Genomic DNA, 24,501 nt, shown 5'->3' with positions numbered 1-24,501 from the left:
GGGTACCACCAGATAATCGCGTTTTGCTGGTGGTACCCCATATAGGTGAGATTGTCCTATGAAGGCTTATGTATTTTTGATAACTCATTCATAATGATTTCTCTAACTGCTTTATTTCCGACCGCGCCAACGTTAAACGTGTTGGTGTTTGCCCAGTAAAGCAGTCTAAAGGTTGCACCGTTGTTTAATTCGATTTCTAAAAAAACACGTTCTCCTTCAAAACTGCGTTTCTTTTGTAAAGCATGATAACCTTCTAGGTTTAACTGATACCAAGCGTTTATAAATTTATCTGTTGATTGTGCTGAAAAAGTGTATAATCGTTTGCCATCTTCTGTACTTTCGATATGAATGTTTTTTACAAGCCCGCGTAGAGGGTACAGTTCACCGGCAGTCTTAGCTTTTCCATTTTGATCGGCTACATAAATATTATTATCTGCCACGACAATAAAAGACGATGGGTATCCCTTTAATTTGTAAATAGGGGTCCCTTTTTCTAAATAAGCTGCGTCTCCATTTTTCATTTGATAATCGCTGCATGCACTGTCAGCCATTTTGTACGTTACTTTCCCGATTTCTTTCCCTTTTTCAAGTGAAACAGAAACTTTTTCAATTCCCGGTTCAGGAAAATAGTGTTGATACTTAATATTGTTCATCATCAATACATCAACCCATTCAATAATCGAGTCTGGACATCCATTGTTAAAAACTGCTTTATCACATGAGGTTAATATAACTGTAAAAATGATTATCAACACCGTGTTTTTAACGAATTTCATAACATCCCCCCTATTGCTAACTTTACTATATAACTTTACTATATAACTTTTCCAAATTATAACATATACCATTTTACTTGGGCTGCTAAAATGGCATCCGACCGCTTCATATTGTAGTAACGAAAAATGTTTTGTTTCTTACAACATATACAATTTTATAAGGTAAGCCAATAAAAAGACAACGGGGGTATTTCTTCACGAATGGTAAGAAAAAAGAAAATCCGAGGAAAAAGAAGTTTCTTGAAAAAGATTGGGGTCTATACATCCCTGAAGGGTTAGAAGTTAAAGGTTTCGAAGGAGATCCTGAAGAGTATTTTGAAGGCAGCAGTTCCATTTGGTTTGTTGGTAATGTAAAATAGTTTGTTACTTCGATAAGCGCATCTGAAGCTGCGCTTATGCTTGTTTTTTCTCCTCGTGCATCCCTAAAAAGTACACCAAGTCTTTTCAAATAAACCTCTCGTTTTACCAACCGACGCACTTCTTCGATTCGATGATAAAAAAATCGCTATTATTAATTTGACATTTCTCCCCTGAAATAGCTTATCCGATTCCCGGTAAAGTTAAATTAATGAAATTTGAACATATTGAAACACATGAAGTTCCCCCGAACTGGCACCTTATTATTAAAGTTCCACAATATTGTATTCATAATCTATTATTGTTATAAATTTATACATATCCTCTGTAGCAATAAAAATAGTCTTGGTGTTGTCATTGACGTGAAAACTCATAACTTTTTCAGAAAGCATTTCTTTATCTAAGTAGACCTTTATATCACGATCATCATTGTTTAGTAATCCAAAAATGGAAACAACTCCAGGAGGTAATGCCATTTTGTTCATCAATCTTTCGGGTGAACAAAAGCTTATACGTTTTTCATTAAGAATTTCCGCAAGGTGTTCCATATCAAGTCGCTTTGCATCATCCATAATTACTAAATAGTAAGCAGTCTTCTTTTTATTGGTGAGAAAAAGTGTTTTAGTACGTACACCTTCTTTACCGGCAATATAGCTGTCTGCTTCTTCTGTTGTCAAAGCAGGAGGGTGTTCAACGACTTCAAAGGGAATATTCATTTTATTTAAGACATCATATACTTTCTGATATTGTTCCATAAAGAAAAGACCTCCAATTTTCTTGTGTTCAAATTTCTGAACATTGGTATTTTTTATTAAAATTTTATCATAAAACACTTTATTGCACTGAACCTGCCCCTTTCGTGCAATAAAAAAAGCTGCCATAATGACAGTTTGCTTTTGTAACCCTTGCACCCGTTAGTCTAAGTACATTTCTTCACAATCTGTTTCGATTTCAAGCCACATTACTTATTCGATATTTCAAAGATGTTAAACTTGATACAATATCGACAGGTCAACTAAAAGAATATCTAGCAAAATCAAGCGAAAACTTAAATCCCAATCTAAGTCCTCAACATTATCACTTGGTAGAACATATTTATTTTCTGTACAAATTTGTGTAGTAAAACTCCCCCAAGAACAACAGCTACCTTGGAGGAGGGAATTTGTTAAGGACTACTCATTTTCATAAAAACAATTCTTTTCTATATAAAAGTTAAAAATCTATTATTCCAGAGATTCTCATGATGCTCAATGATTGTTTTAGCTCCTAGAAGGTCACTGTTAAGGGTGGTAGTTAAACCTTTTTTCATAAATAATTTATATCCTAATCCATGAGCCATTCTAATAGTTGTATCTACACAATATTCAGTTTGTGCGCCACAAATTTCAAGTTTATTAATATTTAATTTCCTTAGTTGCTCATTCAACTCAGTGTTGTAAAATGAGTTTGCATGTGTTTTGTTGATATAGATATCTGTATCTTTAGCATCTAGTTCCGGAAATAGTCTCCATTCTGGAGAATTAAGAACTAGATCCGTATCATTATGTTGAACAAAAATTATAGGATTGTTGTTTTCTTGATATAAACGAATTCGTTGATTTACTCCATTTAATACATTCGCTAAGTTATAAAGTGGAACATTTTCAGGCTGAACACCTATTTGCAAGTCAATAATTATTAATGCTGTATTTTCCATAATTATTATTCTCCTCATACCTTATTTAATCATTAATCTACTTAACGATATCATAAAATTTTCCTCATGTTCTTTTTTTCTTAGGAGACATTACAATTGTCGTTTTCTGACAACTTTTGTCGAAACTATTTCTATTTTTAGAAAATCCCCTTATAATTGCTTTCGTGTGATTTTTATAAGTAAATTTTCACTAGGAGTAAGTACCCATTATGAATAAAGAATCGTGTGAATCACTACTGTTAAATCAAATTGACTTATTAAAAAAGAAAATGATTGACCTTGCTAAAGGTACAGGTATTAATAGCTATGAGACATTAAGATGCAGCCAAGAGTTAGATACCGTACTAAATTTACATATGAAACATTTTTCTCATAAAAATGAATTAAACACTGCTTCCTGAATTTGCAGGTTTTAGTCAGGAGTTTCCTGATTTTTTTATATCTTAAAATATTTAATTGTACGCACTTGTCCCTTTCCTTATTTTCTTATTTACATAAAATAAATTATCAGTTCATACCACAACCTTATTTTTTTCACTTTCCTTGAAAGCGTCATTTTTGGCGCTTTTTTATAGTGTGCCAGGGATGGCAACTATCTAGGTGGTGAAAGTCCACTGTGGGGGGTACACATCGACGTAAGGGCTTTTTGTTGTGGAGTGAGAAGGGCTATACAGGGTTTGATAACACTGTTACCAATAGAACGATTCACGCTCCTTTTAATTTCAATTCGGAAAAACGCATCAGTGTAACTTTATACTCGGGTTCTCCTTCCTTCTTTAAAGTGTATTTCAAAGATAGCTGGTTATTTTAAATATAGGTACCAAATTCCAAATCAAGGCTTAACTTTCCAATTTCTTCAAAAATTTTTAAACCGTAATTAATTACTTCATCTTTCGTCATTTCAATACTCATTCTTACCCCACATTTCAATAAAGTTTATATCTTTTTTCTAAGCGTTCAAAATGGGTTGATGTGGTTATTTATAAGTTAATGTATAAATCGTATGAATAAACTTCAAAGCACTTTATCTAAAAAACCTTTGACTTAATATAAAATCAGGTGTAGATTCATATTTATATATTCAAATAATCAGATATATATGTAGTTTATATGGTGAAGTGTTTCTGTGCAACATGACCAGCTATAATAATCGTTTTGCTAATAATGAAAGAAGTCAGGTGAATAAAATGATAATGAGTTTTATTATTGTCGGGGTTTTGATTGTTTTCATTGTGCTATTCTTAAGTGTTATAACAACTTCCAAAGCATATACCTACAAGCATACGGTAGACCCCTTGGAAAACAATCCAAATATAAGTGAAGATAGAAAGATAATAATTAGTAATAAAAAGGATTAAATGGACGGAGGATATGCAATTATGTCAACTTTACCAAATTGCCCAAAATGTAATTCAACCTATACTTATGAAGATGGAGTTCTTTATGTTTGCCCAGAATGTGCTTATGAGTGGACTTTAGATTCAAAAACCGAAAATAATGACGATAACAGGATTTTCAAGGATGCAAATGGGAATATCTTAACCGATGGTGATACTGTAACAATAATCAAAGACCTTAAAGTAAAAGGGAGTTCTTCAGTCTTAAAAGTAGGTACAAAGGTTAAAAATATCCGTTTAGTTGACGGAGATCATGATATTGATTGTAAGATTGATGGTTTTGGAGCTATGAAATTAAAATCTGAATTTGTGAAAAAGTTATAATGGACAGGAATCGTATAGGCTATTAGAATGAAAGCCTTGCTCAACACATGCTTTTCCTTGATTATTCCGACTGTTTATCTGTCGGGATTTTTTTAGCTTATTTCGTTCTTTACAACAATCTGGAATTATGTTTACTCTTTTTCTCAAATACCTTTATAAGATAAAAATTGATTTTCATCTTTCTTGTTTCAGTATCCTTTCCCATCAGTATAATAAAAAGCTGCATTGATGGGAGCTGGATCATCAACTCTTGCACGCATTAAATCGCAATGAAATTGTGTTTAACAACTCAACAATACTGGTATGAGAATAAATTTATATATAAGGACAATTAAATTCCGATAGATAAAAGCCTGTATCATTGATTACCAAGTAAACATTGATACAGGCTGTTTTTTTAATACTTCTTATAGAACTAACGCACTCGTTGAATAAATTTCTTAATAAAATTAATGTTTATAGCTGTTAAAACAATTTCTTTTCTAAATAATACAGTTTATATCCTTTTGGGTGATCTTCTACTATCCCAACGACCTTAAATCCCAACTTTTGATAGAAGTCTGGTGCCTGGAAGCTAAAAGAATCTAATAGTATTAGTCTGCAATTATTTTCTCTTGCCATTTTTTCAATATGATTTAATAACTCTTTACCATAACCTTTACCTCTTAATTAATTATCGACCCATAGATAATCTATATGTAAATGGTACCAGAATATCCTTCCAGTAATCCCCCCAACTATTTTTCCATCATCATTTCTAAGTATATCGCAAACATTTATTGATGATTGTTTTAATTCATCAGGTAGTATCGAAAGGTTATATTCAATTACCTTTTTTCTAATATAATCACTATCTGCTGGAACCCACTCCTTAGAAATTTTCATAATTCACCTCCATGTTTTATAATATTCAGAACAATTATAATATAAATCCTTTATAAATATATTATCTTGTTTAATTATACTGAGTTACTCTGTTTTATTTTGATAGAGGTAAAGCCCAAAGTCTTGCATTAAAGAGGCGTATCCCATATGTCGTAACATATTTCTCCTAATGAGGACCAAAACCCTCCTTGAGCTAAACTGCCAGTTAGTGGAACAAGCAAAAAAGGCTGCCGCAGCAGCCCAACCTTATTTAACTCTTGCACCCGTTAGCTTAAGTGTAATCCTTCACAAACCTGCCTCTTTATGTAATTAACTAGAATCCTTGAAAATCTCCGAATATCGGTTGTAATAATGAATTGATAAGTGTTAATTTGTCAAAATACAAAATAATTCCCATAACTATCATAATTACCCCGCCAATTTTCATTACAGTGCTGCTGTATTTTTTTAACCACGAAAATTTAGTAATGAAAAATGCCATTAAAAGAAACGGAATACTAAAACCTAACACATAAGCTGTCATATACCATAGACCCTGTGATGGATTTGCACCTACAAGTGCTAATGTAGCTGCTAAAATTGGACCCATACAAGGTGTCCACCCTACTGCAAAAGCTAATCCGATTACCACTGAACCTAAATAACCAGCTGGTTTATTTTGAATGTGTAGTTTATGTTCCTTCATCAAAAACTTTGGTTGGAGTAACCCAATAGTAATCAATCCAAAAACCACCATTAAAATAGCACCAATTTGTCGAATTAAATCTCCATATTGAAAATACCAAGTCCCTAATAAAGTCGCACTTCCTGTTGTTCCGAATCCGAGCACTAAATAAATTATTGAAAATCCAAACAAAAAGAAAAGTGTATGAAAAATTGCTTTGCGTTGTCCTTTTAATTCACCACTTTGTAACTCTGCTACACGCATTCCTGTAATATAGGATAAAAATGCAGGATAAAGAGGAAATACACAAGGTGATATATAAGCTAATGCACCTGCACCGAATGCAAGTAAAATAGAAATGTCCCCCATCAACGCACCCCTTATAAAAGTGTAAATTTTTAGCAATTCAAGTATAACATACCTTTTTCTTCAACTCCCTGCCCCGTTAGCATAACAAGCAAAAAGATCGCCACAGCGATCTCCATCTTTAACTCTTGCACCCTATAGTTTAAGTGCAATATTTTACAAACTTCTAACTAATAAAAAAAGACGGTGACTTACATAAGTCATCGCCCCGATATTACTAATTATTCACTGCACTAGTAGAATCCCACTCGTCAACTATCTGGTCCCTAAAATGAGCTACTTTAATTGCTTATTCATTCCCCACTGGAAGTTCAACAGTAAATGGTTTTAATTTCGTAGTTGGGACAAAGCTTGAAAAATCAAATAGCAACATTGTATTTTCCAGCTTAAAATTCTCAATCCTTTCTTCTCCATTTAAGTCAAAAGTAGATTGGAAGTGTGCTGTTTCCTTATCAATCATTTTTACTTTATTAAATGGAATACCGTGGTTTTTAGGAGGCCATGGATTTTCCGGGTCAATCTCAGTTAAATATTCCTTATCAACCAACCAGAAAAGGTATTTCAAATTATGATTAATTGTTTCAAGTTTACCCTTAATCAAATTCTTCGGAAGCCCTTTAAGTTGATAATCTATTACCAATTTCCCACCTTTTTGAATAACATCATTTACCTGCAGGCCTAAATTGAACCGTGTGCTTTTTAAGGTGAAAGATTTAATATTCATAAGCTGTTGTACTTTGGGATCTGCTGTAGATAACTGAGGATAAATGGTAAGTGAAGTAATATCTGAATTGACCTTGGTCATTTCTCTTCTCATGGTACTATGATATCCATCTTCTTGTTTTGATTCCTCGAGCAATGTTGGGTTTTCAAACCTATACACTTTTCCTCTATTATCTACAGCTTTTTGTATATAAATATCATCACCCTTGTATTTCTCCACGGTCTCATAAATAAGCGAAGATGATGCTTTTGCAGTAAGTATCTCTTTAATACGGATTTTTAACTCATCTTCCGGATATCCTTGCTCCTGGTTAATAGCAAGTGTACTGTTTTTTTCCTGTTGAATTGGGATATCAAAATTCCATTCGCCTTTTATCCCGTTGATATTATGAATAGTAATAGGGAGAGTAAAATTTTCCTTAAATGATTTATATGGATATTCCATTTTCCATTGAAAGTTATATCCATTTTCCACTTTCTTAATTCCTCTTGATCCGCTTAACCAAGGATCATTATCCCCTTTATTGTGTTCGAAGTTCATATCAAAGCTTACTTCCCCTTTTTCGTTTTGCCCCCTTTCAACATCTTCATCTACAAATCCTGTAATTGATACCACATTGCCATCAAAGTAAGCGCTGGTCAGTTTTACAGTTACCCCATTTTTTGTAATTGATTGATTTAATTCTGTAACTGCATCCCGTTGAGCCAATTCCACACCTGTTTCATCATTGAATTCTTGAAAAATCCCGCCTATTAAAGGGGTATTAGCCAATACTTTATTCATTGTAGGATTAACAAATCCTGAGGCAACGGTGATTCCAAGAAGAGCAGCAGCAGTCGCCACACCTGCAAGAACCTTCTTTTTCTTTGCCTTTCCCCTACTGCCTTCCTTGTTTATCCCTTTGGAAATGGCGCTAAATACTTTTTCTTTGGGCACAGGTATTTGCTCTATTGCTGTTTTGAATTCCTTGTTATCCATGGTATTTGTCCTCCTCATTTTTATAGGATTTTTTTAACTCCGCTTTGCCTCTGCTTAAATAAGTTTTTACAGTACTCTCTGGAATTTCCATGACAGTGCTAATCGCTTTTATCGAGTAATCATAATAGTAAAATAAGATGATCACAGTACGGTAATTCTCTCTCAGCTGCTGAATTGCATTTAGCAGCTGTAATGATTCTTCAATGCTTGGATTTACCTGGCCCGGCAGGTTTGACAATATCTCATCACTTAAAGGAACAACATTGCTTTTTCTCTTTAGGACATGTCCCGAACAGCGTATAACAATCCTAGTGAGCCAGGTCATAAAATACTCCGGATTTTTTAATGAATGGATAGATGTAAAGGCCTGATAGGTTGCTTCTTGGACAACATCCAACGCATCTTCTTCGTTATGTACATAAAGATAGGCAGTACGGTAGATTCTTTCATAATGTTGTTGAACTAACTTTTCAAAGGCGCTTTTATTACCTTTGATTGCTTTTTTAACTAGCCGGTGGCTTTCGATTTCCATCTTATTTGACCCCCTTTACTAATTAGTGGAATCTATAAACAAGAAAAGTTTCAAAAAGTTTAAGTATTTTCCAAGAAAAGCATATCATGCAATTAAACTCCTAAGTTCAAAATAAATAAACAGAAACCATTTTTGGTTTCCGATTTCTATTTTGTTGAAAGTTTTACAATTTTTTAAGTGTGTGCTGCGACATCATATAAAAGCACTTCTTATTGAACCTGCCCATTTAGTGAAATAAAAAAAGCTGCCTTAATGACAGCTTGATCTACAACTCTTGCACCAATTAGTTCAAGAAGAAATCAACTAATTGTTTTAGATTGAACCCTATTTCCTAATAAAAAATAAGCCAGGTAACCAATAACATTGAATAAAGCAAATGCAATAATCCAGCCAATATTTAATCGTCTATGATGATAAGCATTGATTGTTGCCCAAATGGTGAATAATGTCCAATAGATAGCTACTCCACCTAATAAAACATAACCTGCCAAAGAATCAAAACTTCTATGTTGCATTTCAACATACCACTGTTCGTCTCCGTTTCCATAAGGGAATAAGTCGGCAGCGAGCCATTCAGGAGTCCAAACTATTCTTTGGTATTTATAGTCTGGCTTCATTAATTCGGTATTAAATTGAACCCAGTCCCTGCCTTCTGATCTTATATTTTTTGAATTATAAATGCTAACCTGAGAAATAAAATCCGTACTCTCTACCAATCTTGCTATTTCTTTTTTCATTTCTTGAGAAACTTCATCTTTGCCCTTTAATTCGTCAGCTATCTGTGTAGCAATTACAGATAGTTCGTGTGAATGTTGCTCTTCATATTGCCAAACGAAACCAAAAATTGATAAAGATAATAAAAGAAACACTATTGAACAGAAAAGAACCCATTTAGCAAAAGTTTTTTGTGCCTGAAAAAGTTGAGCCACAATTGAACGAATCTCTTTTTCTCCGCCGAAACGTTCGATTGCAATATCAATTGCTTCTTGTTCAGCCATTCCTTCTAATTTCAACTCGTGAACAGCTTCCAGCAGATGACTTTTCATTTCTGCCTTTAATTCTTTTATTTCCTTTTGGTTACCACCTACACCGTGATAAACCGAATCTACAAATGCTTCAATTTTTTTCATACTTTTCTCCCCCTTCCAAAAACATATCGATTATTTTTTTTACAAATCGCCATTCCTCACATTTTTCTTTAAAGCCCTCTTTGCCTAAAGGTGTTAATTTATAATATTTTCTTCTTCCTCCTGGTCCTTGTTCATCACCCCAGTAGGAAGAGATCCACTTGTTTTTTTCTAATCGCTTTAATGACAAATAAAGTGTACCTTCTTTTAAATCGAACTGTTCATCACTTTTTTTTCGAACGAATTTTGCTAACTCATAACCATACATATCTCTGTTATGTAATAACGAGAGGATTAACGTATCAATGTGACCTTTTAAAACCTCTTTATTTACTTCCAATTTTTCCACCTCCTGTAACTAATTGTAAATTACAATACTATATAATACAAGGTATTAATTTAAAAAAATTTCCATTTTCTTATTCAACTAAACTCCCGTTAGTGGAACAAGAAAAAAGAGCTGTTGCAACAAGATGAATTTAACTAAGGAATATTTCGATTACGTGGAAATAGAGGAAAACTCGTCAACTTGAAGTGACCCCGAAAAGTTAGACGGTTACTCTTATGCAACTTGTAGGGCATGAGTTCGATATTGTACCGGACTCATGCCCTTTAATTTTGCCTTAATACGCTTGTTGTTATAGTAATAGATATATTTTTCAAGTTCCTGTTTAATATGCTCTATACTTTCAAATTCGTTTAGATAAAGGAATTCAGATTTCATAATTCCAAAAAAGTTTTCAATAACTGCATTATCATAACAATTACCTTTACGTGACATACTTTGTGTTATATTGTGTTCTTTTAGGGCATTACGATATTTTTTCATCTGATAATGCCAACCTTGATCAGAATGAATAAGCAGTTCATCCTCTTCTCTTAATCTTTCAAATGACTTATTTAACATTGTCGATACTAAGGAATATGTTGGTCTGGAGCCTATTGTGTAAGTAATGATCTCACCATTATATAAATCTAGGATTGGTGAAAAATATAACTTTTCACCAAATAATTTAAATTCAGTGATATCCGTTACCCATTTCTGATTCGGTTTTTCAGCTTTAAAGTTGCGATCTAATATATTTGGTGCAACTTTGCCTACTTTCCCCTTATAAGAACGATATTTTTTCATACGTACTAGACTTTTCAAGCCTAATTCATTCATGATTCTTTGTACTTTTTTATGATTAACTTTAATACACTTATTTCTTAATTCATCCCGAATACGCCGATATCCATAACGACCTTGGTGCTCATCATAAATAGACTGAATTAAGGTTTTAAGTTCAGCATCTTTATCTGGTCTATTAAGATTTTTTACATAGTAATAGTAGGTACTGCGTGGGATTTCAGCTAGTGTAACAAGTGCTTTCACCGAAAATTCATTCCTTAGTTCATAGACTACTTGAGCCTTGTATTTTTTGGTGATTTCCCCTTGTTCTGAACTAAGGCATTCAACTTTTTTAGGTAAGCATTCTCCATTCGAAGATATTCGACTTCAGCTTGTAAAGCCTCAACTGATCCTTCGGCAGGTACTTGTTTATTCGGTCTTTTATTAATATCTTTGTTCATGGATGGACGCCTCCGTTTTTTCGATTGAAGGCCGTCTATACCATATTCTTCGAAAATCCTTTCCCACTTTGAAATGGTAGATGGATCTGGAATATTAAAAACCGTGGCAGCTTCTAAAGCAGACGTCCCTTTTTCGTTCATATAATTGATTACGTCCATTTTAAACTCCACCGAGTAATTTGTATATCCAGAAATAAATCCATTAACACCATTTGCCTCATATTGAGCTATCCATGTTTGAAGAGATTTGTGGTTCGCACCTATCTTTTTCGCAATACTTCTTTGTGACCTTTCGCCCTGGAGATATTCTTCAACGGCAGCTAATTTTTGTTCTAAGGTAAATTTAGTCATAAAAAACTACACCTCCATTATTAGATGTGTCTAACAATTCGGGTGCAGTTCAACTCCCAAGTGTGATTGACGGGGTTTTTTGTGTTTATCATATCTTCTAGCAAATGTTTCAAGTCAAGAGTACTCGGGTAGACATTCTATAGACTTCGATGTAATTTTTTTACTGCGTTAGTACATTATGGGAGGCATGGTAGTATGAGCATGGAAAAACGAATCGTTGGAGCATTTTATTCAGAGCAAGAAGTCTTGTATGCGATTGAAGGTTTGAAACGTCAGGGGCATCGAGAAACAGATATGATGGTTGTGGCAAAATATCGAAGTGACATACCATCAATCACTTCTCAAACTGGTGTTTTGGTGGAAGCGGATATACAAGTGAGTAGCTTAGCTGGTGTCATGATGGAAAGCTTTTTTTCCTTGATGACGGTAGGAATGGGGGGAGGCCCGTCAAACGCCATGTCCAGCAGGCTTATTGAGAGGGGACTACCAGTTTTTACGGCAAAACAGTGTGAAAAGGAAATAAATAATGGCAAAATGATTTTGCTGGTTGATACGTATGAAACATACAATAGTCCTATTTATGAGGATCAAATTGAGACCGAAAAAACAACAGCTGTCCGACTTCGTGAAGAAAAGCTTGATATTATAAAAGAGCGTGTCCAAGTCGGGGAATTACAGCTCCAAAAAGAAATAGTTGAAGAACAGCGAACTGTTTATGTACCACTTTTACGTGAAGAAGTATATATAGAGCGCCGTCCGGTCACTGATGGAAAGTATGATGGCAGCGCATTTACAGAGGATGAAATCATTCGTATTCCTATAACGGAAGAACGAATAGAAGTAACGAAAAGACCTGTAGTGGTTGAAGAAGTGATTGTAGGCAAACGAAAACTTCAAGAAACAAAGCAAGTACAGGATATTATTAAAAAAGAAGAAGCTCGAATTGTGGAACGTTCTGCCCCATCGGTTACGGAAGAAGTGACTTTGCTGAAGGCTGATATTGGGCAAGAAGAAGTTATAAAGGAAAGCCCAAATATTTTAATAGTGGAAGGAAATCCCGACATTGAAAGCATAATGAAAGAGGAGAAAAAGGAAGAAACCCGCGAAAAACGCACAGGATCCCTAGTTGTTAAAGGAGAGAAAAACAAACCAGAAGTATCTTCAAATAATAAGATGGAAGCGAACGGAATAAAAACAAGTTCTACTGTTATAAATGAAAGTGAAAGTGAAGTACCTATTACAGTAGCTAATGTGAAAGAAGAAATCCACAGTAACGAAAATTCTTCGAAAGAGGAAAATAAAAATCAAATAAAAAATAAGAAAAAATGATCATTGTCAGTGATTAAAATTGGATAGTCATACTGTAAAAAAAGCTGATTTCAAAAGACTAAATTGTCCCCTTTTGAAGTCAGCTTTTTTCTGTTGAATTATAAAAAAACTGAAAGATTACCTACATGAATGACAAATGAATTTCCTTATTGACCAGAATTTCCATTGTGCTTTGAGAACCATCGTTTGTGAGAACCATCATCGGTTTGCTGGGTGTTTGGGTCTTCCGTTTTTGGACTAGCATTTGAGCATGCAGTAGCAGCTCCAAGTAACAATAATACTGTTCATAAGAGTTTATAGCCTCCCAAAAACAATTAATTGTTTTCTTTTCTACGTCATGTTTTTCTGCCCATGCTCTTAATTCATTGGTATTCATAAATATCCCCCATTAAAATATTCCTTCTTCCGCTAACCTGCACCGTTAGTTCAACAACAATGATACATTCCTTTAAATCGCAGCACCTTTTTTCTTGCACCGTTCGTATAAAGTACAACTAAATATTGTAAAATATTCCTCCTTCAGATTGGCACGAACGTCCATTCGTGTATAATTAAAATATGCTTATCAAAGGAGGAGCTTTTATGAATTCAATTGAATTAATTATTTTAAACTTAAATGAAGTTAGAAGAAGAAGCATAAAAGTCTGGAGATCTATTCCTGAAGAAAAACTAGATTGGAAGCCAGATAATGAAGCAATGAATTGTTTGGAAATGGTCAGGCACGTACTGGAAAGCGAACATTATTATCACCTGGCACTTAAAAATCAAGGAAGTTTATCCGTTTTTAATTCCCCTTTTGAAAACAGACCTTTTACTTCTGTAAATTCAGAATTGGAATTTGCCGAACCCTATCGTAATCAATTCATAAATACAATCAGATCATTTTCTGAAGAAGACTTAACAAATATTAAGATTGACCGTTCTGATGCAGGATACATAAGAGACCTGGGGGATATGCTCCTACGCATTGCGTATCACGAATCTGTTCATACTGGTCAGTTATTAGATTATTTAAGAACCACAGGTGTTCCAAGAATCCGTATCTGGGATTAAAGCGTAATTTAGGTGCTTTCACTGTTGTGAAGCACCATTTTTATTGCGTATTGTTTTTTTTAAAGTGTTCCCTTCTTCAACTGCTTCAGTAGCCGAATAAAAAAGCCACCAATATAGCAGCTCCGATTTTTAATTCTTGCACCCGCTAGCTTAAGTACAATCCTTCACAATCTCTTCGTTCATAAACAAAATAAGCATGTGCTTTATTAAATATGTCCATTCATAGAAGCTAGAAAAGATTGACCATACCAGAATATACGTAATTTTCTAATTCCAACTGCCATTGAATGGATACCAGCTTATCATGATAACAGCAGCAGGAGCATAGATAAATAAAATCATAAAGGTTGTAGGTAGATCAATGTATTTTCTTACCCAGAATTCATATAGGCTGTATCTATCTGTCCATCTGTCTGTCACTTCTGCGATGAATAGACATGTTGCAACCGTAGCATAGTACTCCAATGGAGGAAGTGGTTTCGGAACCTTCCAAGCAACCCACTACGTTTATTCACAAACCTATCCTTTTACAGTTCATTTATTACAGGAATGCTGTCTTGTTTGTAAAAACGACAGCTCTTATTGCAATCGCCCTCATTAGCTCTATTTCGACTAACTATTTCACCAAAAGTTCCCTATTAAGCGAATTATCATTCTTGGTATAAACATTAAGATGTTCCAAACCACTTCAAATATAAACTCAATTAGGGTATCTTTAATAAAGCCGTCTCTATTTCTTTTTTTATTTTTCATCTTCTAACTCCCAATTAACTATTTCAATCCTTTAAATAAATTCTACCTTTATTTTCTATTTCCTTCTTCCGCTAACCTGCCCCTTTAGCGCAATAAGAAAAAGCTGCCACAAAGTGTTGTTCCAGAATCCAGTACAATACAAAAAGACGCCTTCTTATTCAAGAAAAGCGCCCGATTATGGAATAAAAGGCTTAAATTTATTAAACAGTAGGTTCGATCTACGGCAAAACCACTTTCTCTTAAACTATGGCTATGTTAAAGCTTAATGTTGATTTTTTACTAGAGGAAACCCGCTAAATCCTTGATGAGAAATTATCACTTACACCGATGATAATTCTGTATCTGAAATGTGAACAACCTTTTTCAGGCATGTTTCTGGAATTTCAAACAGTTGTGGATGGAAGAGGGCAGCTAGTAACTCAATTCCGTCTACCAATGTGGTACTTGGCCTTGTAAAGAAATCTGCATCTGCAAGATAGACTGCTTTGTTTTTTACTGCAGTCAATTCTCCCCACCCCGGTTTACTTGTTAGCTGATCGATTTCCTGTATCGATCGTTCCACCTGAAAACCACAAGGTGCAATAACCAATACTTCTGGATCATATTGTTGTACTTTTTTCCAAGGAGTCACTACAGAGTAACCTGCAGGATTGGACAACATATCCACTCCACCCGCCAAAGAGATTTGGTCGGGAATCCAATGCCCACAATTATAAATGGGGTCTAACCATTCCATAACCATCACTCTTTTTGGTTCTACTTGATGTTCACGAAGTTTGTCAGTAATTGCACGTACTCTCTTTTGTAAGGAAGCTAAGTAATCAAGGCCAATCTTTTCTTCTCCTAGCTCCTTTGCAATGGTTAGTGCATTCTGATATACATCCCGTAGCCTTCGAGGTATTAATGGTACCACTTTTGGTTGCTTTTTAAGGGATCCAATGGCTCTTTGAACAATAGAGGTGCTAATTTGACATACGTCACATACATCTTGAGTAAACACAAGATCCGGTGCTATTTCTGATAATAATTCCATATCCACATAATATAAACTTTTTCCCATATTTGATGATTCAGTTACAAAAGTTTCAATTTCTGCACTTGATAGATTACGTCCCTCGAGATGGATGCGAACAACTTTTGGTTTATCCGATGGACATTCAAATGTGACTCCATTCAGATATCTTTCTAGTCCCATTTCATAGATCATATTGGTAGCGGCCGGTAAAAACGAGCATACCTTCATTTAGATAGCCTCCTTAAGTTAAAGTCTATTAATATTTTATTTTCAATTTTTATCCAATCAAACATTTCTTCAGCAATTGATTTCTTGACTATAATTTAGCAATTAGAGTTAATGTAAAAGATTTTACTATTCTATAATGTTTATTCCAAACGCTCTGATTTTTCAACTAAACTGCGAGTTGATTTAAGTTCAAGCCTTCAGAATCTCATCTGTATTTTAACATAAATATCCAGTTGTTTTAAAGGGAGTTATTCAATAAAATAGCCAACTTTTCTGTTCTTGAAATGTCAACTCATTAGTTAAAAATTTTCCAAAGTATTGGCTAGAAAGTTCCTTCTAAACTTCAATAGCCTTTTGTTCCGTAAAAGAACGAAGATAATGGTTGGTTCGGAAAGAATCTAATATCCCTTCCCTCGCTGCGTAATCATAGTCAAGTCAAGTAAAGTACTGTCTATATCAAAGAAATTTACCCTCCACTTTATGAAGCAATTTTCCCCATCGATAGACTTCTACACTTTAATTTAAATTTCCTCTGGATTTAACAGTCCATTTTGAAATCAATCCTTGTTTAACTGCCACTTTAGTTAAATAAAAGATAGCTACCAAAATGGTTGTTGTTTCTGAAAAAATAGCCCCTATAAGTTAAACTTAGTTCATATATTACAGTCTAAACTCTACCTGAAGAAAAAAATTAGGAGATTATCTAATTGTGTGCTATACTTTTCTTACCATTTGATTTACTGTTTTGGAATTCCCTACTCATCCGTGAGTGGGGTTTTTTGTTTGTTCTTAAGAAAAAATAAAAAAACAGACTCTAAAAATAGAGCCTGTTAAATGTTTCTAAATTAAGCTTTACGTACGTTAGCAGCTTGTGCTCCACGTTGTCCTTGCTCAACATCGAAAGTAACTGCTTGACCTTCTTCTAAAGTTTTGAACCCTTCACCTTGAATCGCTGAGAAATGAACGAATACGTCTTCTCCACCTTCACGTTCGATGAATCCGAAACCTTTTTCGCTATTAAACCATTTTACTTTACCGTTTTCCATTTTGGTTGCCTCCTAGTGCACTATCAGCACACAATGTATTACTATCCTTGCTCTCAGTGATCATCAAGACGAAAAGTTAAAACTTATACTATCCTTTACACCGAACAAAAATAATTCATCTATACAATAACATTAATTGAAAGTGTTTTCAAGAATACAAAATATTCGGTATACCAGTTACTCCCCACTAATCCCTATTCCTTGCTGTTATACTATTCATAATTTATCTTAGTGCTAGTGCTCAAAAATGATTAGCACTTAAAAGGAAAAATAAAAATCTGGATACCACCAATCATTGGTTTTTTGTTTTTCCCAAAAATCATTAAAGGATTTAATAATCTTTACCCCGATATCAAAATAAAGATTTTTGAAAATGATTCTAAAAAGGTTAAACAGAAGGTTAAAGACGGGATATTAGATCTTGGTGTAGTTATTCTACCAGTGGATGAAAAGGAATTTGATGTTATTCCGTTTGTTCATGATGAACTGTCGCTCTTCGTCCATCATTCCCATCCATTAGCGCAGAGGGAACAAGTGGAAATGAAAGAGTTACAAAATGAAACCTTTATTCTATTTAAAAAAGACTTTGGTTTTCATGAACTCATTATTCAAGAATGCTTACAAGTTGGTTTTCGTCCAAAAGTTGCTTACGAAAGTACTGAGTGGGATTTTATTAGTGGAATGATCGGCGAAAACTTAGGGATTTCGATTTTCCCAAAACCCAAAAAAGTCGACCAAGTTTTAATCAAGGCGATTCCCATCGTCAATCCAAGTATTCCTTGGAATTTAAAATTTATTTCAAAAAAAAAGAAGTACGCTTCACCTGCTGTTCGTGAATTTTTGAAGTTTGTTTCAGCTGAATGATATATTAGGGGCAGTATAGGGATAATCTCTCTTGTAATCCTTCTAAAACTTCTTCTGGCACTTCCCTGATCTTGATATCCGTGCCTAAAAAAAGGAGCCAATTCGTCATTTCGGTCAATTCCTCTGAATGATGAACATCGATAAAAGTTTTTAGAATGGCTGTCGTTTGGTATGGGTTCGTATAGGAAATAGAAACTTTTAACGGATGGTATTTTTTGAACTGGGCAATCGCCTTTGGACCAAGTTCGAGGACAAGGTTCACTGCTTCTTCCTTCTTACTTAGTTTCTCTAAAATCTTTTTCTTACTTACTCTTTTTTTCACAGGATATGGCGCGACATCGGTGAGATTGTCTACAGGAAAAACCTGCTTCTGTTCACCCTTTAAGTCAAAAGCTTCAATTAACCATAGACTTTTTTCACGATAAAGGTTTAAGAGATAAATGGGATAAGACTTTGTCATCTTCTCTTCTTCAATAGTAATCAATAAATAGCGATCCAAAAGAAGGAGTTGAATGAGTTTTTCTAATATAGGATGAGGGAGATCTGACAGCTCAAGCAGGTCGGGATTATTGGGATTGCTCCCTTCAAAAAGCAAGATTTGATTTAAATGAACAAGGTCATCTTGCTGGTTTTCTGAGATGAGGCCCAGTAATTTCTCAGCTAAAGACTGACGACTCTTTAGATAAGGGAGTTGTTGATTTCTTGTGGCCATAAACGCAATAAAAAGTGCTTTGACCTCATTATCGGTAAAGCGAACAGTAGGTAGTACAGAGTTGCTCATGACAAAATATCCCCCATCCCGTCCCACTTCCGCAACAAATGGCATCCCCATTGCTTCAATTTCTCTGATATCTCTAATCGCTGTTGAACGAGAGATGTTAAATTCTTGCATGATTTCAGCAATGGTAAAGTGGGCACGGTTGTTGATATATCTCATGATGATATTTATCCGCTCAACTTTTTTCATTCAGCTGCGCACCTCCTAAACAGTATCACTTTTTGACATGATTTAAGGTTATTATAAACTCATCAAGTGAAAAAACAAGTCATTTGATTAATTTAAAAAAAGAGGATGGGATACAATATGGCAGATTTTAAACTGGAAGAAAAAGATAGCTTTACCGTTCTAGGTATTGGTACTGAGCTTAAGAGTCATTACACAGACTATGCTGGTATAAACAAGGAAAAGTCAGACTTTTGGCAAGCTATCAAACAAGATGGAACGCTTGATACTTTAAAGTCCATAGCTGCAAATGACTATATTTTTGCCGTCAACGAAGCAGTAAATAGCAAGATGATGACTTATGTTGGCGTCATGACAGAGCAATCGTTACCAGAAGCAGACAGACTAATCCAATTTCCTAAAGGGGAATACCTCGTTGTAAAGGGCGAAGCAAAGACAGCTGAAGAGCTGAGGAACGTGCTAACAGGCATTGCCTTTGGTCAAGTTTTGCCAGAAGCAAAGGATTTTGCCTATGTTGGCGGACCAAATGCAGCGGTTGAGATGGGAGAACGAAACGGCGACCTTTTTGGTGAAATGTGGATTCCTGTTGTGAGAAAATAACGAAGAAATTGGAGGATGGAAATGTCCTATATGGTTGATTTTAAACAAGTTTCTACGGTTGGTTTAGAGTCTTCTCCAGTCGCAGAAGCGCTTGCTGGTTTACGCGCGAATGAAGCCCGTTATTTTATGAACAAATACAAGCATGAATTTACCGTTGTACCTGCTAGCGAAAGCGCGGAGACCCTTGATTATGTGAATCAAATTTTGAAAAATGAACGGGCTCTTGAGTTTGCGGCTAAACCTTTGGAGACGGCGCGTTTTCAAGTGGAAAATATCGATTGGACTTACGTCTTTTACGAAGATGGTCTTTCAGTCAATGTCCTGTTTACACTTGATGGCCCTAAGCCGAAGCGAGCCGTTGGTTTTAAGCTTTCTGAGGGTATGGAGGTACCGAAGGAGCTCGAGGGGAAATTTAAGTTTGCTAGGCAGAAGTCTAAATTGGCTGGAACCATTCGAGGCTCGTATTTTGTCATAAAAGGAGAATATTAACCATAGCAGCACCCTTTCATTAAATGAGAGGGTGCTTTTTCTTTCTTTTCAAAAACCTTAACGATTCACCGTAAAGCATCTAAATGAGGGCTTTTTATTCATTTGAATATCGATTTCACCTTACCGTTTTATCTTGAAATTCATGGAGTTCCCTTAATCCCTTCACCATTACTTATTATTTCTCGTGTCCAATCTGGGTAGAAACTTTTGGTATACACAAAATGAGGATGGAAATAGTAACATTATACTTTTTAAACTGGGGGATATAAATGAATTTACAATCTGGAACCTATTATTGGCCTACTACTTTTCCTGATGCACCATCCTACCCAGCATTGGAAGAAGACCTATCTTGTGATGTATTAGTCATTGGCGGAGGGAGCTCCGGGGCGCAGTGTGCATATTACCTCGCTGATACTAATTTAGATGTGGCTGTAATTGAAAAATCAACAATTGGCAGCGGCAGTACTAGTACGAATACAGCCCTTCTTCAATATTCTGGTGAAAAAATGTTTACCGATTTGATCAACACCTTTGGCATTGATTACATCGAAAAACATTTACAATTACTAAAGGAAGCAATTGATGAAATTGAGAAAGCCTCAAACAGCGTCTCCATTGATTGTGAGTTCAATCGAAGAGACACCCTCTATTCTGCAAGCTGCGCAGAAGACGTTGAAAGGTTAAAAAAAGAATATGAATTTTTAAAGCAGCATAACTGTGAACTTACTTTTTTAACTAAGGAAGATATTGAAGCTAAATATCCTTTTAGCAGGGATGCTGCAATTTATTCATACAATGATGCCGAAATCAATCCCTTCCGATTTACCCATGCACTATTGGAGCATGCTGCAAGTAAAGGGGTTCATATATATGAACATACGGAAATGAATGGTCATCATTTTGATAAAGAACGGGGAAAAATGATTATTTCAACAAAGAATGGCAAGTCTATACAAGCGAGATATATTATTTTTGCAGCAGGTTATGAAGGAATAGAAATGAAAAAAGAGAAAAAAGCATCCTTTGTAAGTACCTATACAGTAACAACCAATCCAGTCGAAAGTTTCTCCCCTTGGTATAATAGGACTCTCATCTGGGAAACCGCCCGTCCTTATTTATTTATGCGGACAACCAGGGATAACCGGATTATCATAGGCGGACTGGATGATAATACTACGTATCATGACGATCGCGATAGTAAACTGATTCACAAAAAGAATAAACTAATTGAAGAATTTAATAAAATGTTCCCCACTATTCAAGTGCAGCCGGAATATTACTTAGCTGCATTTTATGGAGGAACGCTGGACGGCATTCCGATTATCGGCAAGTATGGAGAATTTCCAAATAGCTATTTCCTGTTTGCCTTTGGTGATAACGGGACGGTTTACAGCCAATTGCTGTCGAAGATTATTGTAAAGGAAATTGTTGAAGGGGAATCTCCGGATATAGCTCTATACTTGCAAGAACGCCCACTGCTTAACAAGAGTTGAAAAACAGTTGTCCCTATTTTTCTGGTTTTATTGGATGTCATGTTGTGGCTTGTAGGATGAATCAATAAAGGAAAATCAGCATAATAGTTAAAAAACGATTGGAGTTGATTGCATTGAACAATTTCAATCCTGAAAAACTATCTGTTGAATACATGGATGGGATTGCAGCTACGGGTCCTGTTATTCCAAGGAGCTACACGCTCACTCATTCTGATTTAACTGGAGATCTGTTTTTAATCATTGGAATTCATTATGCCTTGGATAAAATCAATCCTATGCGAGATGAAGTATTAGGTGAATGGAAACAAATTGGAGGTACCTTTTATTATTGTGTTTATTTACATATTGATCAAGGCCAATATAACCAAAATCAAGCAGCAAAACGCAATGAAATATTTAGACGTGAATTACCGCTTGCCTTAACAGCTATTCGATACGGCGACAGATTTTTTTTCAACGCTTACCCTAATCTAGATCAAGCGACAATCATCATTCACTTTATGTCCGCCTATCCCCAGTTTGCTAGACAAGAAAGCTGGGGAACCTTCCACCATTTTTCATCCAGATCATAATCTAAAATTGTATGTCACAACGAACATAGCCTCTTCCCCCACCACTGTAGTGTTGGTGCCCAGTGTTGGTGCCAGACCCCCGGCACTGTACAACGTTAAAGCATTGGGGGTCAAGCACGAACTCCTCCTTCCTTTCTTTAAAAAAATAAGCTACCCAATTGTGACTGAAAAACGCACAATTAAGGTAGCTAAAACTAGTATCGAATTCAATATGTTTTTAGGTATACGGATTTTGAATATCCACTATAAATCTTTTTGCCGTTTACTGTTCTATAGGCCCTGAGTTTGAAGTAATACAGCTTGCCTTTCGATAGTTTAGTATTTGTATAACTAATAGTAGAACCCGATGTTAGAGTGGCTACTTTCGTATATACGCCTTTATAGGACGTCGCCCTGAAAAGTTCGTATCCGCTGGCTTCTGTCCCTTTTGTCCACGTCAGTTTAATTGAAGTGCTGCTTGCTCTGAATGCCTTTAATCCAGTCGGTGCCGCAAGGACCGGCGTACCACTTACAATAGTCGAATAGGAACTATAAACCTTCGTACCATTCACCACTCGGTATGCTCGAACCTTGTAATAATACGCTCGGTTCGTTACCAAACCACTGTTTGTGTAAGAAGAACTGGATGTTGTAGAGAGATAACTGTATGTTCCCGTTTTCGTTGTAGCCCTATAAATTTGATAGCCTTGTGCTCCAGAAACAGCCCCCCAGGTGACCTTTACTTTGCTGTAACCTGCTGAAGTGGCTTTCACCCCACCCGGTACTGCCGTGTTTTTTGCATAGCGTGCAGATAGGACAACAGCAGATTTAATCGGTGTTTGTAGATTGTATGGAACGGTATCTTTTGAACTTTTAAACCAGCCGACAAATGTATAACCGGTTCGAACGGGAACTTTTACTGATAAAGGTTTTGCCCCATAATTAACCTTTTGAGAGCTAAGGACCCCGCCATCGTCGTTTTTAAAGGTAACCTGATATTGGTTAATCTTATAAAGGGCAGTAATAGTTAAATCGGAAGTAGCATTTGTAAACTTCTGATTCCAGCCTGTAAAGGTATAGCCAGTCCGGCTTGGCTGTGCAGGTGCTGTAATCGGCATATTATACTTCACTTTTGAATCACTCAAAATGGTTCCATTATAGTCTTTGAAAATAATCGTATAGACTTTAGGTTCGTAAACAGCCTTTACCGTAAGATCAGACGTTATCTTGTTAAATGCTTGATCCCACTGTAAGAATGAATATCCATCCTTTGATGGAGTTTGAGGTGCATTGGCAGATGAACCATACGCTACCTTCTGAGTATCAAGGACCGTACCATCGGAATCGATGAACACGACTTTAAATTGTTTAATCTTATATTGGGCGGTTACCACTAGGTTTGATGTAACATTGCTGAAATCGGTATCCCAGCCTGTGAATGTATAACCCGTTTTCTCTGGATTTACGGGAGGATTAGCCGTAGATCCATATCCAATCTGCTCAGTAGACAAGACCGTACCGTCCGCATCTTTAAAAACAACCGTGTAACTCAGGTTCCCCTTTAATGCATCGATTGACGTTGGGCCATAATCTACATCCACACCCCCCGATATTCCTGGGACTATACCTTTGTCGCTATACTGCCAAGCCGTCCATTGGGTCCACCCACCAACAACTGGTGGTGGAGTATTTGTCCATATGGCAATCCAAAGGGGAAGATCTGAAAGCTGGCCCCCAAAATTGTTGTACTGCTGTACAAACCCTGCACCTGTGTAGACCATTACCTGGCGATGCGTCAGTGACTTTACCGTATTGGTAAAAACTCTTGCCCAACTGGCTATTTCATCGGAAGTTAGCGTTCCAGTTTTAGCAGGTTGTTCTAAATCAAGAACAGGCATGATATCTCCAAAATCGCCCATACCTCCATTCGTCATCACATTGACGAAATACTGCGCTTCAGCTTTTGCATCGTCAGGGCTATAGGGCGCACTCGGACGTGCATAGTGGTAGGCACCGATCGGAAGTCCTGCTGCCCTTGCTCCCTTCACATTAGTCAAAAACATAGGGTCGGTATATGCTGTACCTTCAGAAGCCTTTGCATAGACGAAAGCTATACCTGAGTTTTTGACCTGCTTCCAGTCAATAGTTCCTTGCCAATGCGATACATCAATCCCTTTTAAATTGGCGCTTGTCGCTGGCGGCATTCCTCCAGACGCCAAAGCTGCAGAATGGCTCGTTAGCAGAACGCTAATCAGCAGAACAACAAAAATAAACGAGCGCATCCACTTTGCTGCATGTTTCATAGTCTCTCTCCCTTAAATCTGATATAAAATTATGTATTCTAGCAATCTACTACCTTATGGG

25 protein-coding genes and 1 pseudogene are annotated in these 24,501 nt (G+C 35.8%); 10 read left to right on the top strand and 16 right to left on the bottom strand.

Annotated features, from left to right (window positions below):
* Positions 1-56: 56 nt before the first annotated feature.
* The 4 genes from M028_RS0121110 to M028_RS0121095 form a co-directional block, all read right to left on the bottom strand.
* Positions 57-776, bottom strand: a complete 720-nt coding sequence (locus tag M028_RS0121110; protein ID WP_026575620.1) for a hypothetical protein — start codon at positions 774-776, stop codon at positions 57-59.
* A gap of 106 nt (positions 777-882) precedes the next feature.
* Positions 883-1,245, bottom strand: a complete 363-nt coding sequence (locus tag M028_RS0121105; protein WP_026575619.1) for a hypothetical protein — start codon at positions 1,243-1,245, stop codon at positions 883-885.
* A 154-nt stretch (positions 1,246-1,399) separates the two neighbouring features.
* Positions 1,400-1,888, bottom strand: coding sequence for a prolyl-tRNA synthetase associated domain-containing protein (locus M028_RS0121100; RefSeq protein WP_026575618.1), 489 nt, complete (start codon positions 1,886-1,888; stop codon positions 1,400-1,402).
* A 446-nt stretch (positions 1,889-2,334) separates the two neighbouring features.
* Positions 2,335-2,829, bottom strand: a complete 495-nt coding sequence (locus M028_RS0121095; RefSeq protein ID WP_026575617.1) for a cysteine hydrolase family protein — start codon at positions 2,827-2,829, stop codon at positions 2,335-2,337.
* A 209-nt stretch (positions 2,830-3,038) separates the two neighbouring features.
* Between M028_RS0121095 and M028_RS30660 the strand changes: the two genes are divergently transcribed.
* From M028_RS30660 to M028_RS0121075, 3 genes are all read left to right on the top strand, one after another.
* Positions 3,039-3,230 carry an aspartyl-phosphate phosphatase Spo0E family protein gene (locus tag M028_RS30660; RefSeq protein WP_035424241.1) on the top strand — a complete coding sequence of 64 codons (192 nt, stop codon included), beginning with the start codon at positions 3,039-3,041 and terminating at the stop codon, positions 3,228-3,230.
* 732 nt (positions 3,231-3,962) lie between these two features.
* Positions 3,963-4,187 (top strand): YtzI protein, encoded by a 225-nt coding sequence (gene ytzI / locus M028_RS32280; RefSeq protein WP_331280327.1) that lies wholly within the window; start codon positions 3,963-3,965, stop codon positions 4,185-4,187.
* Positions 4,188-4,208: 21 nt separating this feature from the next.
* Entirely contained in the window at positions 4,209-4,550 is a 342-nt protein-coding gene (locus M028_RS0121075) for a zinc ribbon domain-containing protein YjdM (RefSeq protein ID WP_026575616.1), read from the top strand.
* A 465-nt stretch (positions 4,551-5,015) separates the two neighbouring features.
* Here the strand turns inward: M028_RS0121075 and M028_RS30655 are convergent.
* The 7 genes and pseudogenes from M028_RS30655 to M028_RS32275 all read right to left on the bottom strand — a co-directional run bounded on the left by M028_RS30655 (position 5,016) and on the right by M028_RS32275 (position 11,749).
* A pseudogene (locus M028_RS30655) lies at positions 5,016-5,435 on the bottom strand (GNAT family N-acetyltransferase).
* Positions 5,436-5,748: 313 nt separating this feature from the next.
* Positions 5,749-6,468 carry a cytochrome c biogenesis CcdA family protein gene (locus M028_RS0121065; protein ID WP_026575615.1) on the bottom strand — a complete coding sequence of 240 codons (720 nt, stop codon included), beginning with the start codon at positions 6,466-6,468 and terminating at the stop codon, positions 5,749-5,751.
* 286 nt (positions 6,469-6,754) lie between these two features.
* Positions 6,755-8,167, bottom strand: a complete 1,413-nt coding sequence (locus M028_RS0121060) for a DUF4179 domain-containing protein (protein WP_026575614.1) — start codon at positions 8,165-8,167, stop codon at positions 6,755-6,757.
* The gene (locus tag M028_RS30650; protein ID WP_051591139.1) at positions 8,160-8,699 is read right to left on the bottom strand and encodes a sigma-70 family RNA polymerase sigma factor; all 540 of its coding nucleotides are present in this window, start codon (positions 8,697-8,699) and stop codon (positions 8,160-8,162) included. Before M028_RS30650 ends, M028_RS0121060 begins: the two co-directional genes overlap by 8 nt.
* 299 nt (positions 8,700-8,998) lie before the next feature.
* Entirely contained in the window at positions 8,999-9,829 is an 831-nt protein-coding gene (locus tag M028_RS0121050) for a permease prefix domain 1-containing protein (protein WP_026575613.1), read from the bottom strand.
* Positions 9,816-10,166 carry a PadR family transcriptional regulator gene (locus M028_RS0121045; protein ID WP_026575612.1) on the bottom strand — a complete coding sequence of 117 codons (351 nt, stop codon included), beginning with the start codon at positions 10,164-10,166 and terminating at the stop codon, positions 9,816-9,818. Before M028_RS0121045 ends, M028_RS0121050 begins: the two co-directional genes overlap by 14 nt.
* 222 nt (positions 10,167-10,388) lie before the next feature.
* Positions 10,389-11,749 (bottom strand): IS3 family transposase gene (locus tag M028_RS32275; RefSeq protein WP_155925700.1). Its coding sequence is split into 2 segments (ribosomal slippage): positions 10,389-11,293 and positions 11,293-11,749, totalling 1,362 coding nucleotides; the frame shifts between segments, so codons are not numbered across the junction.
* A 195-nt stretch (positions 11,750-11,944) separates the two neighbouring features.
* Between M028_RS32275 and M028_RS30645 the strand changes: the two genes are divergently transcribed.
* Entirely contained in the window at positions 11,945-13,078 is a 1,134-nt protein-coding gene (locus M028_RS30645; protein ID WP_051591138.1) for a YsnF/AvaK domain-containing protein, read from the top strand.
* Between the two features lie 121 nt (positions 13,079-13,199).
* On the opposite strand, the gene M028_RS0121025 is transcribed toward M028_RS30645, so the two are convergent.
* A complete protein-coding gene (locus M028_RS0121025) occupies positions 13,200-13,454 on the bottom strand; it encodes a hypothetical protein (RefSeq protein ID WP_026575609.1) in 255 nt (84 codons plus the stop codon).
* A 206-nt stretch (positions 13,455-13,660) separates the two neighbouring features.
* Between M028_RS0121025 and M028_RS0121020 the strand changes: the two genes are divergently transcribed.
* Positions 13,661-14,131: a DinB family protein gene (locus M028_RS0121020; protein WP_026575608.1), complete on the top strand. Its 471-nt coding sequence runs from the start codon at positions 13,661-13,663 to the stop codon at positions 14,129-14,131.
* Positions 14,132-15,203: 1,072 nt separating this feature from the next.
* On the opposite strand, the gene M028_RS0121010 is transcribed toward M028_RS0121020, so the two are convergent.
* Positions 15,204-16,127, bottom strand: a complete 924-nt coding sequence (locus tag M028_RS0121010) for an ABC transporter substrate-binding protein (RefSeq protein ID WP_026575607.1) — start codon at positions 16,125-16,127, stop codon at positions 15,204-15,206.
* A gap of 845 nt (positions 16,128-16,972) precedes the next feature.
* On the bottom strand, positions 16,973-17,173 hold the full coding sequence (locus tag M028_RS0121005; protein ID WP_026574136.1) for a cold-shock protein: 201 nt from the start codon (positions 17,171-17,173) through the stop codon (positions 16,973-16,975).
* Between the two features lie 270 nt (positions 17,174-17,443).
* Between M028_RS0121005 and M028_RS30640 the strand changes: the two genes are divergently transcribed.
* The gene (locus M028_RS30640; protein WP_155925696.1) at positions 17,444-18,037 is read left to right on the top strand and encodes a LysR substrate-binding domain-containing protein; all 594 of its coding nucleotides are present in this window, start codon (positions 17,444-17,446) and stop codon (positions 18,035-18,037) included.
* A 4-nt stretch (positions 18,038-18,041) separates the two neighbouring features.
* Here M028_RS30640 and M028_RS0120995 read toward each other — a convergent pair whose 3' ends face one another.
* Entirely contained in the window at positions 18,042-19,004 is a 963-nt protein-coding gene (locus M028_RS0120995) for a helix-turn-helix transcriptional regulator (protein WP_026575606.1), read from the bottom strand.
* 117 nt (positions 19,005-19,121) lie between these two features.
* Between M028_RS0120995 and M028_RS0120990 the strand changes: the two genes are divergently transcribed.
* From M028_RS0120990 to M028_RS0120975, 4 genes are all read left to right on the top strand, one after another.
* Entirely contained in the window at positions 19,122-19,601 is a 480-nt protein-coding gene (locus M028_RS0120990; RefSeq protein ID WP_026575605.1) for a GyrI-like domain-containing protein, read from the top strand.
* Positions 19,602-19,622: 21 nt separating this feature from the next.
* Positions 19,623-20,090 carry a hypothetical protein gene (locus M028_RS0120985; protein WP_026575604.1) on the top strand — a complete coding sequence of 156 codons (468 nt, stop codon included), beginning with the start codon at positions 19,623-19,625 and terminating at the stop codon, positions 20,088-20,090.
* Between the two features lie 269 nt (positions 20,091-20,359).
* Positions 20,360-21,586: an NAD(P)/FAD-dependent oxidoreductase gene (locus M028_RS0120980; RefSeq protein ID WP_026575603.1), complete on the top strand. Its 1,227-nt coding sequence runs from the start codon at positions 20,360-20,362 to the stop codon at positions 21,584-21,586.
* A 113-nt stretch (positions 21,587-21,699) separates the two neighbouring features.
* Complete coding sequence (locus M028_RS0120975; protein ID WP_026575602.1) at positions 21,700-22,158, top strand: staygreen family protein; 459 nt, start codon at positions 21,700-21,702, stop codon at positions 22,156-22,158.
* 206 nt (positions 22,159-22,364) lie between these two features.
* Here M028_RS0120975 and M028_RS31585 read toward each other — a convergent pair whose 3' ends face one another.
* Positions 22,365-24,440 carry a GH25 family lysozyme gene (locus tag M028_RS31585; RefSeq protein ID WP_051591136.1) on the bottom strand — a complete coding sequence of 692 codons (2,076 nt, stop codon included), beginning with the start codon at positions 24,438-24,440 and terminating at the stop codon, positions 22,365-22,367.
* Positions 24,441-24,501: the final 61 nt, after the last annotated feature.

It is taken from the genome of Bacillus sp. UNC438CL73TsuS30, from assembly GCF_000482325.1.
Lineage (GTDB): Bacteria > Bacillota > Bacilli > Bacillales > Cytobacillaceae > Neobacillus.
This window is presented reverse-complemented; position numbering and strand designations above follow the sequence as displayed.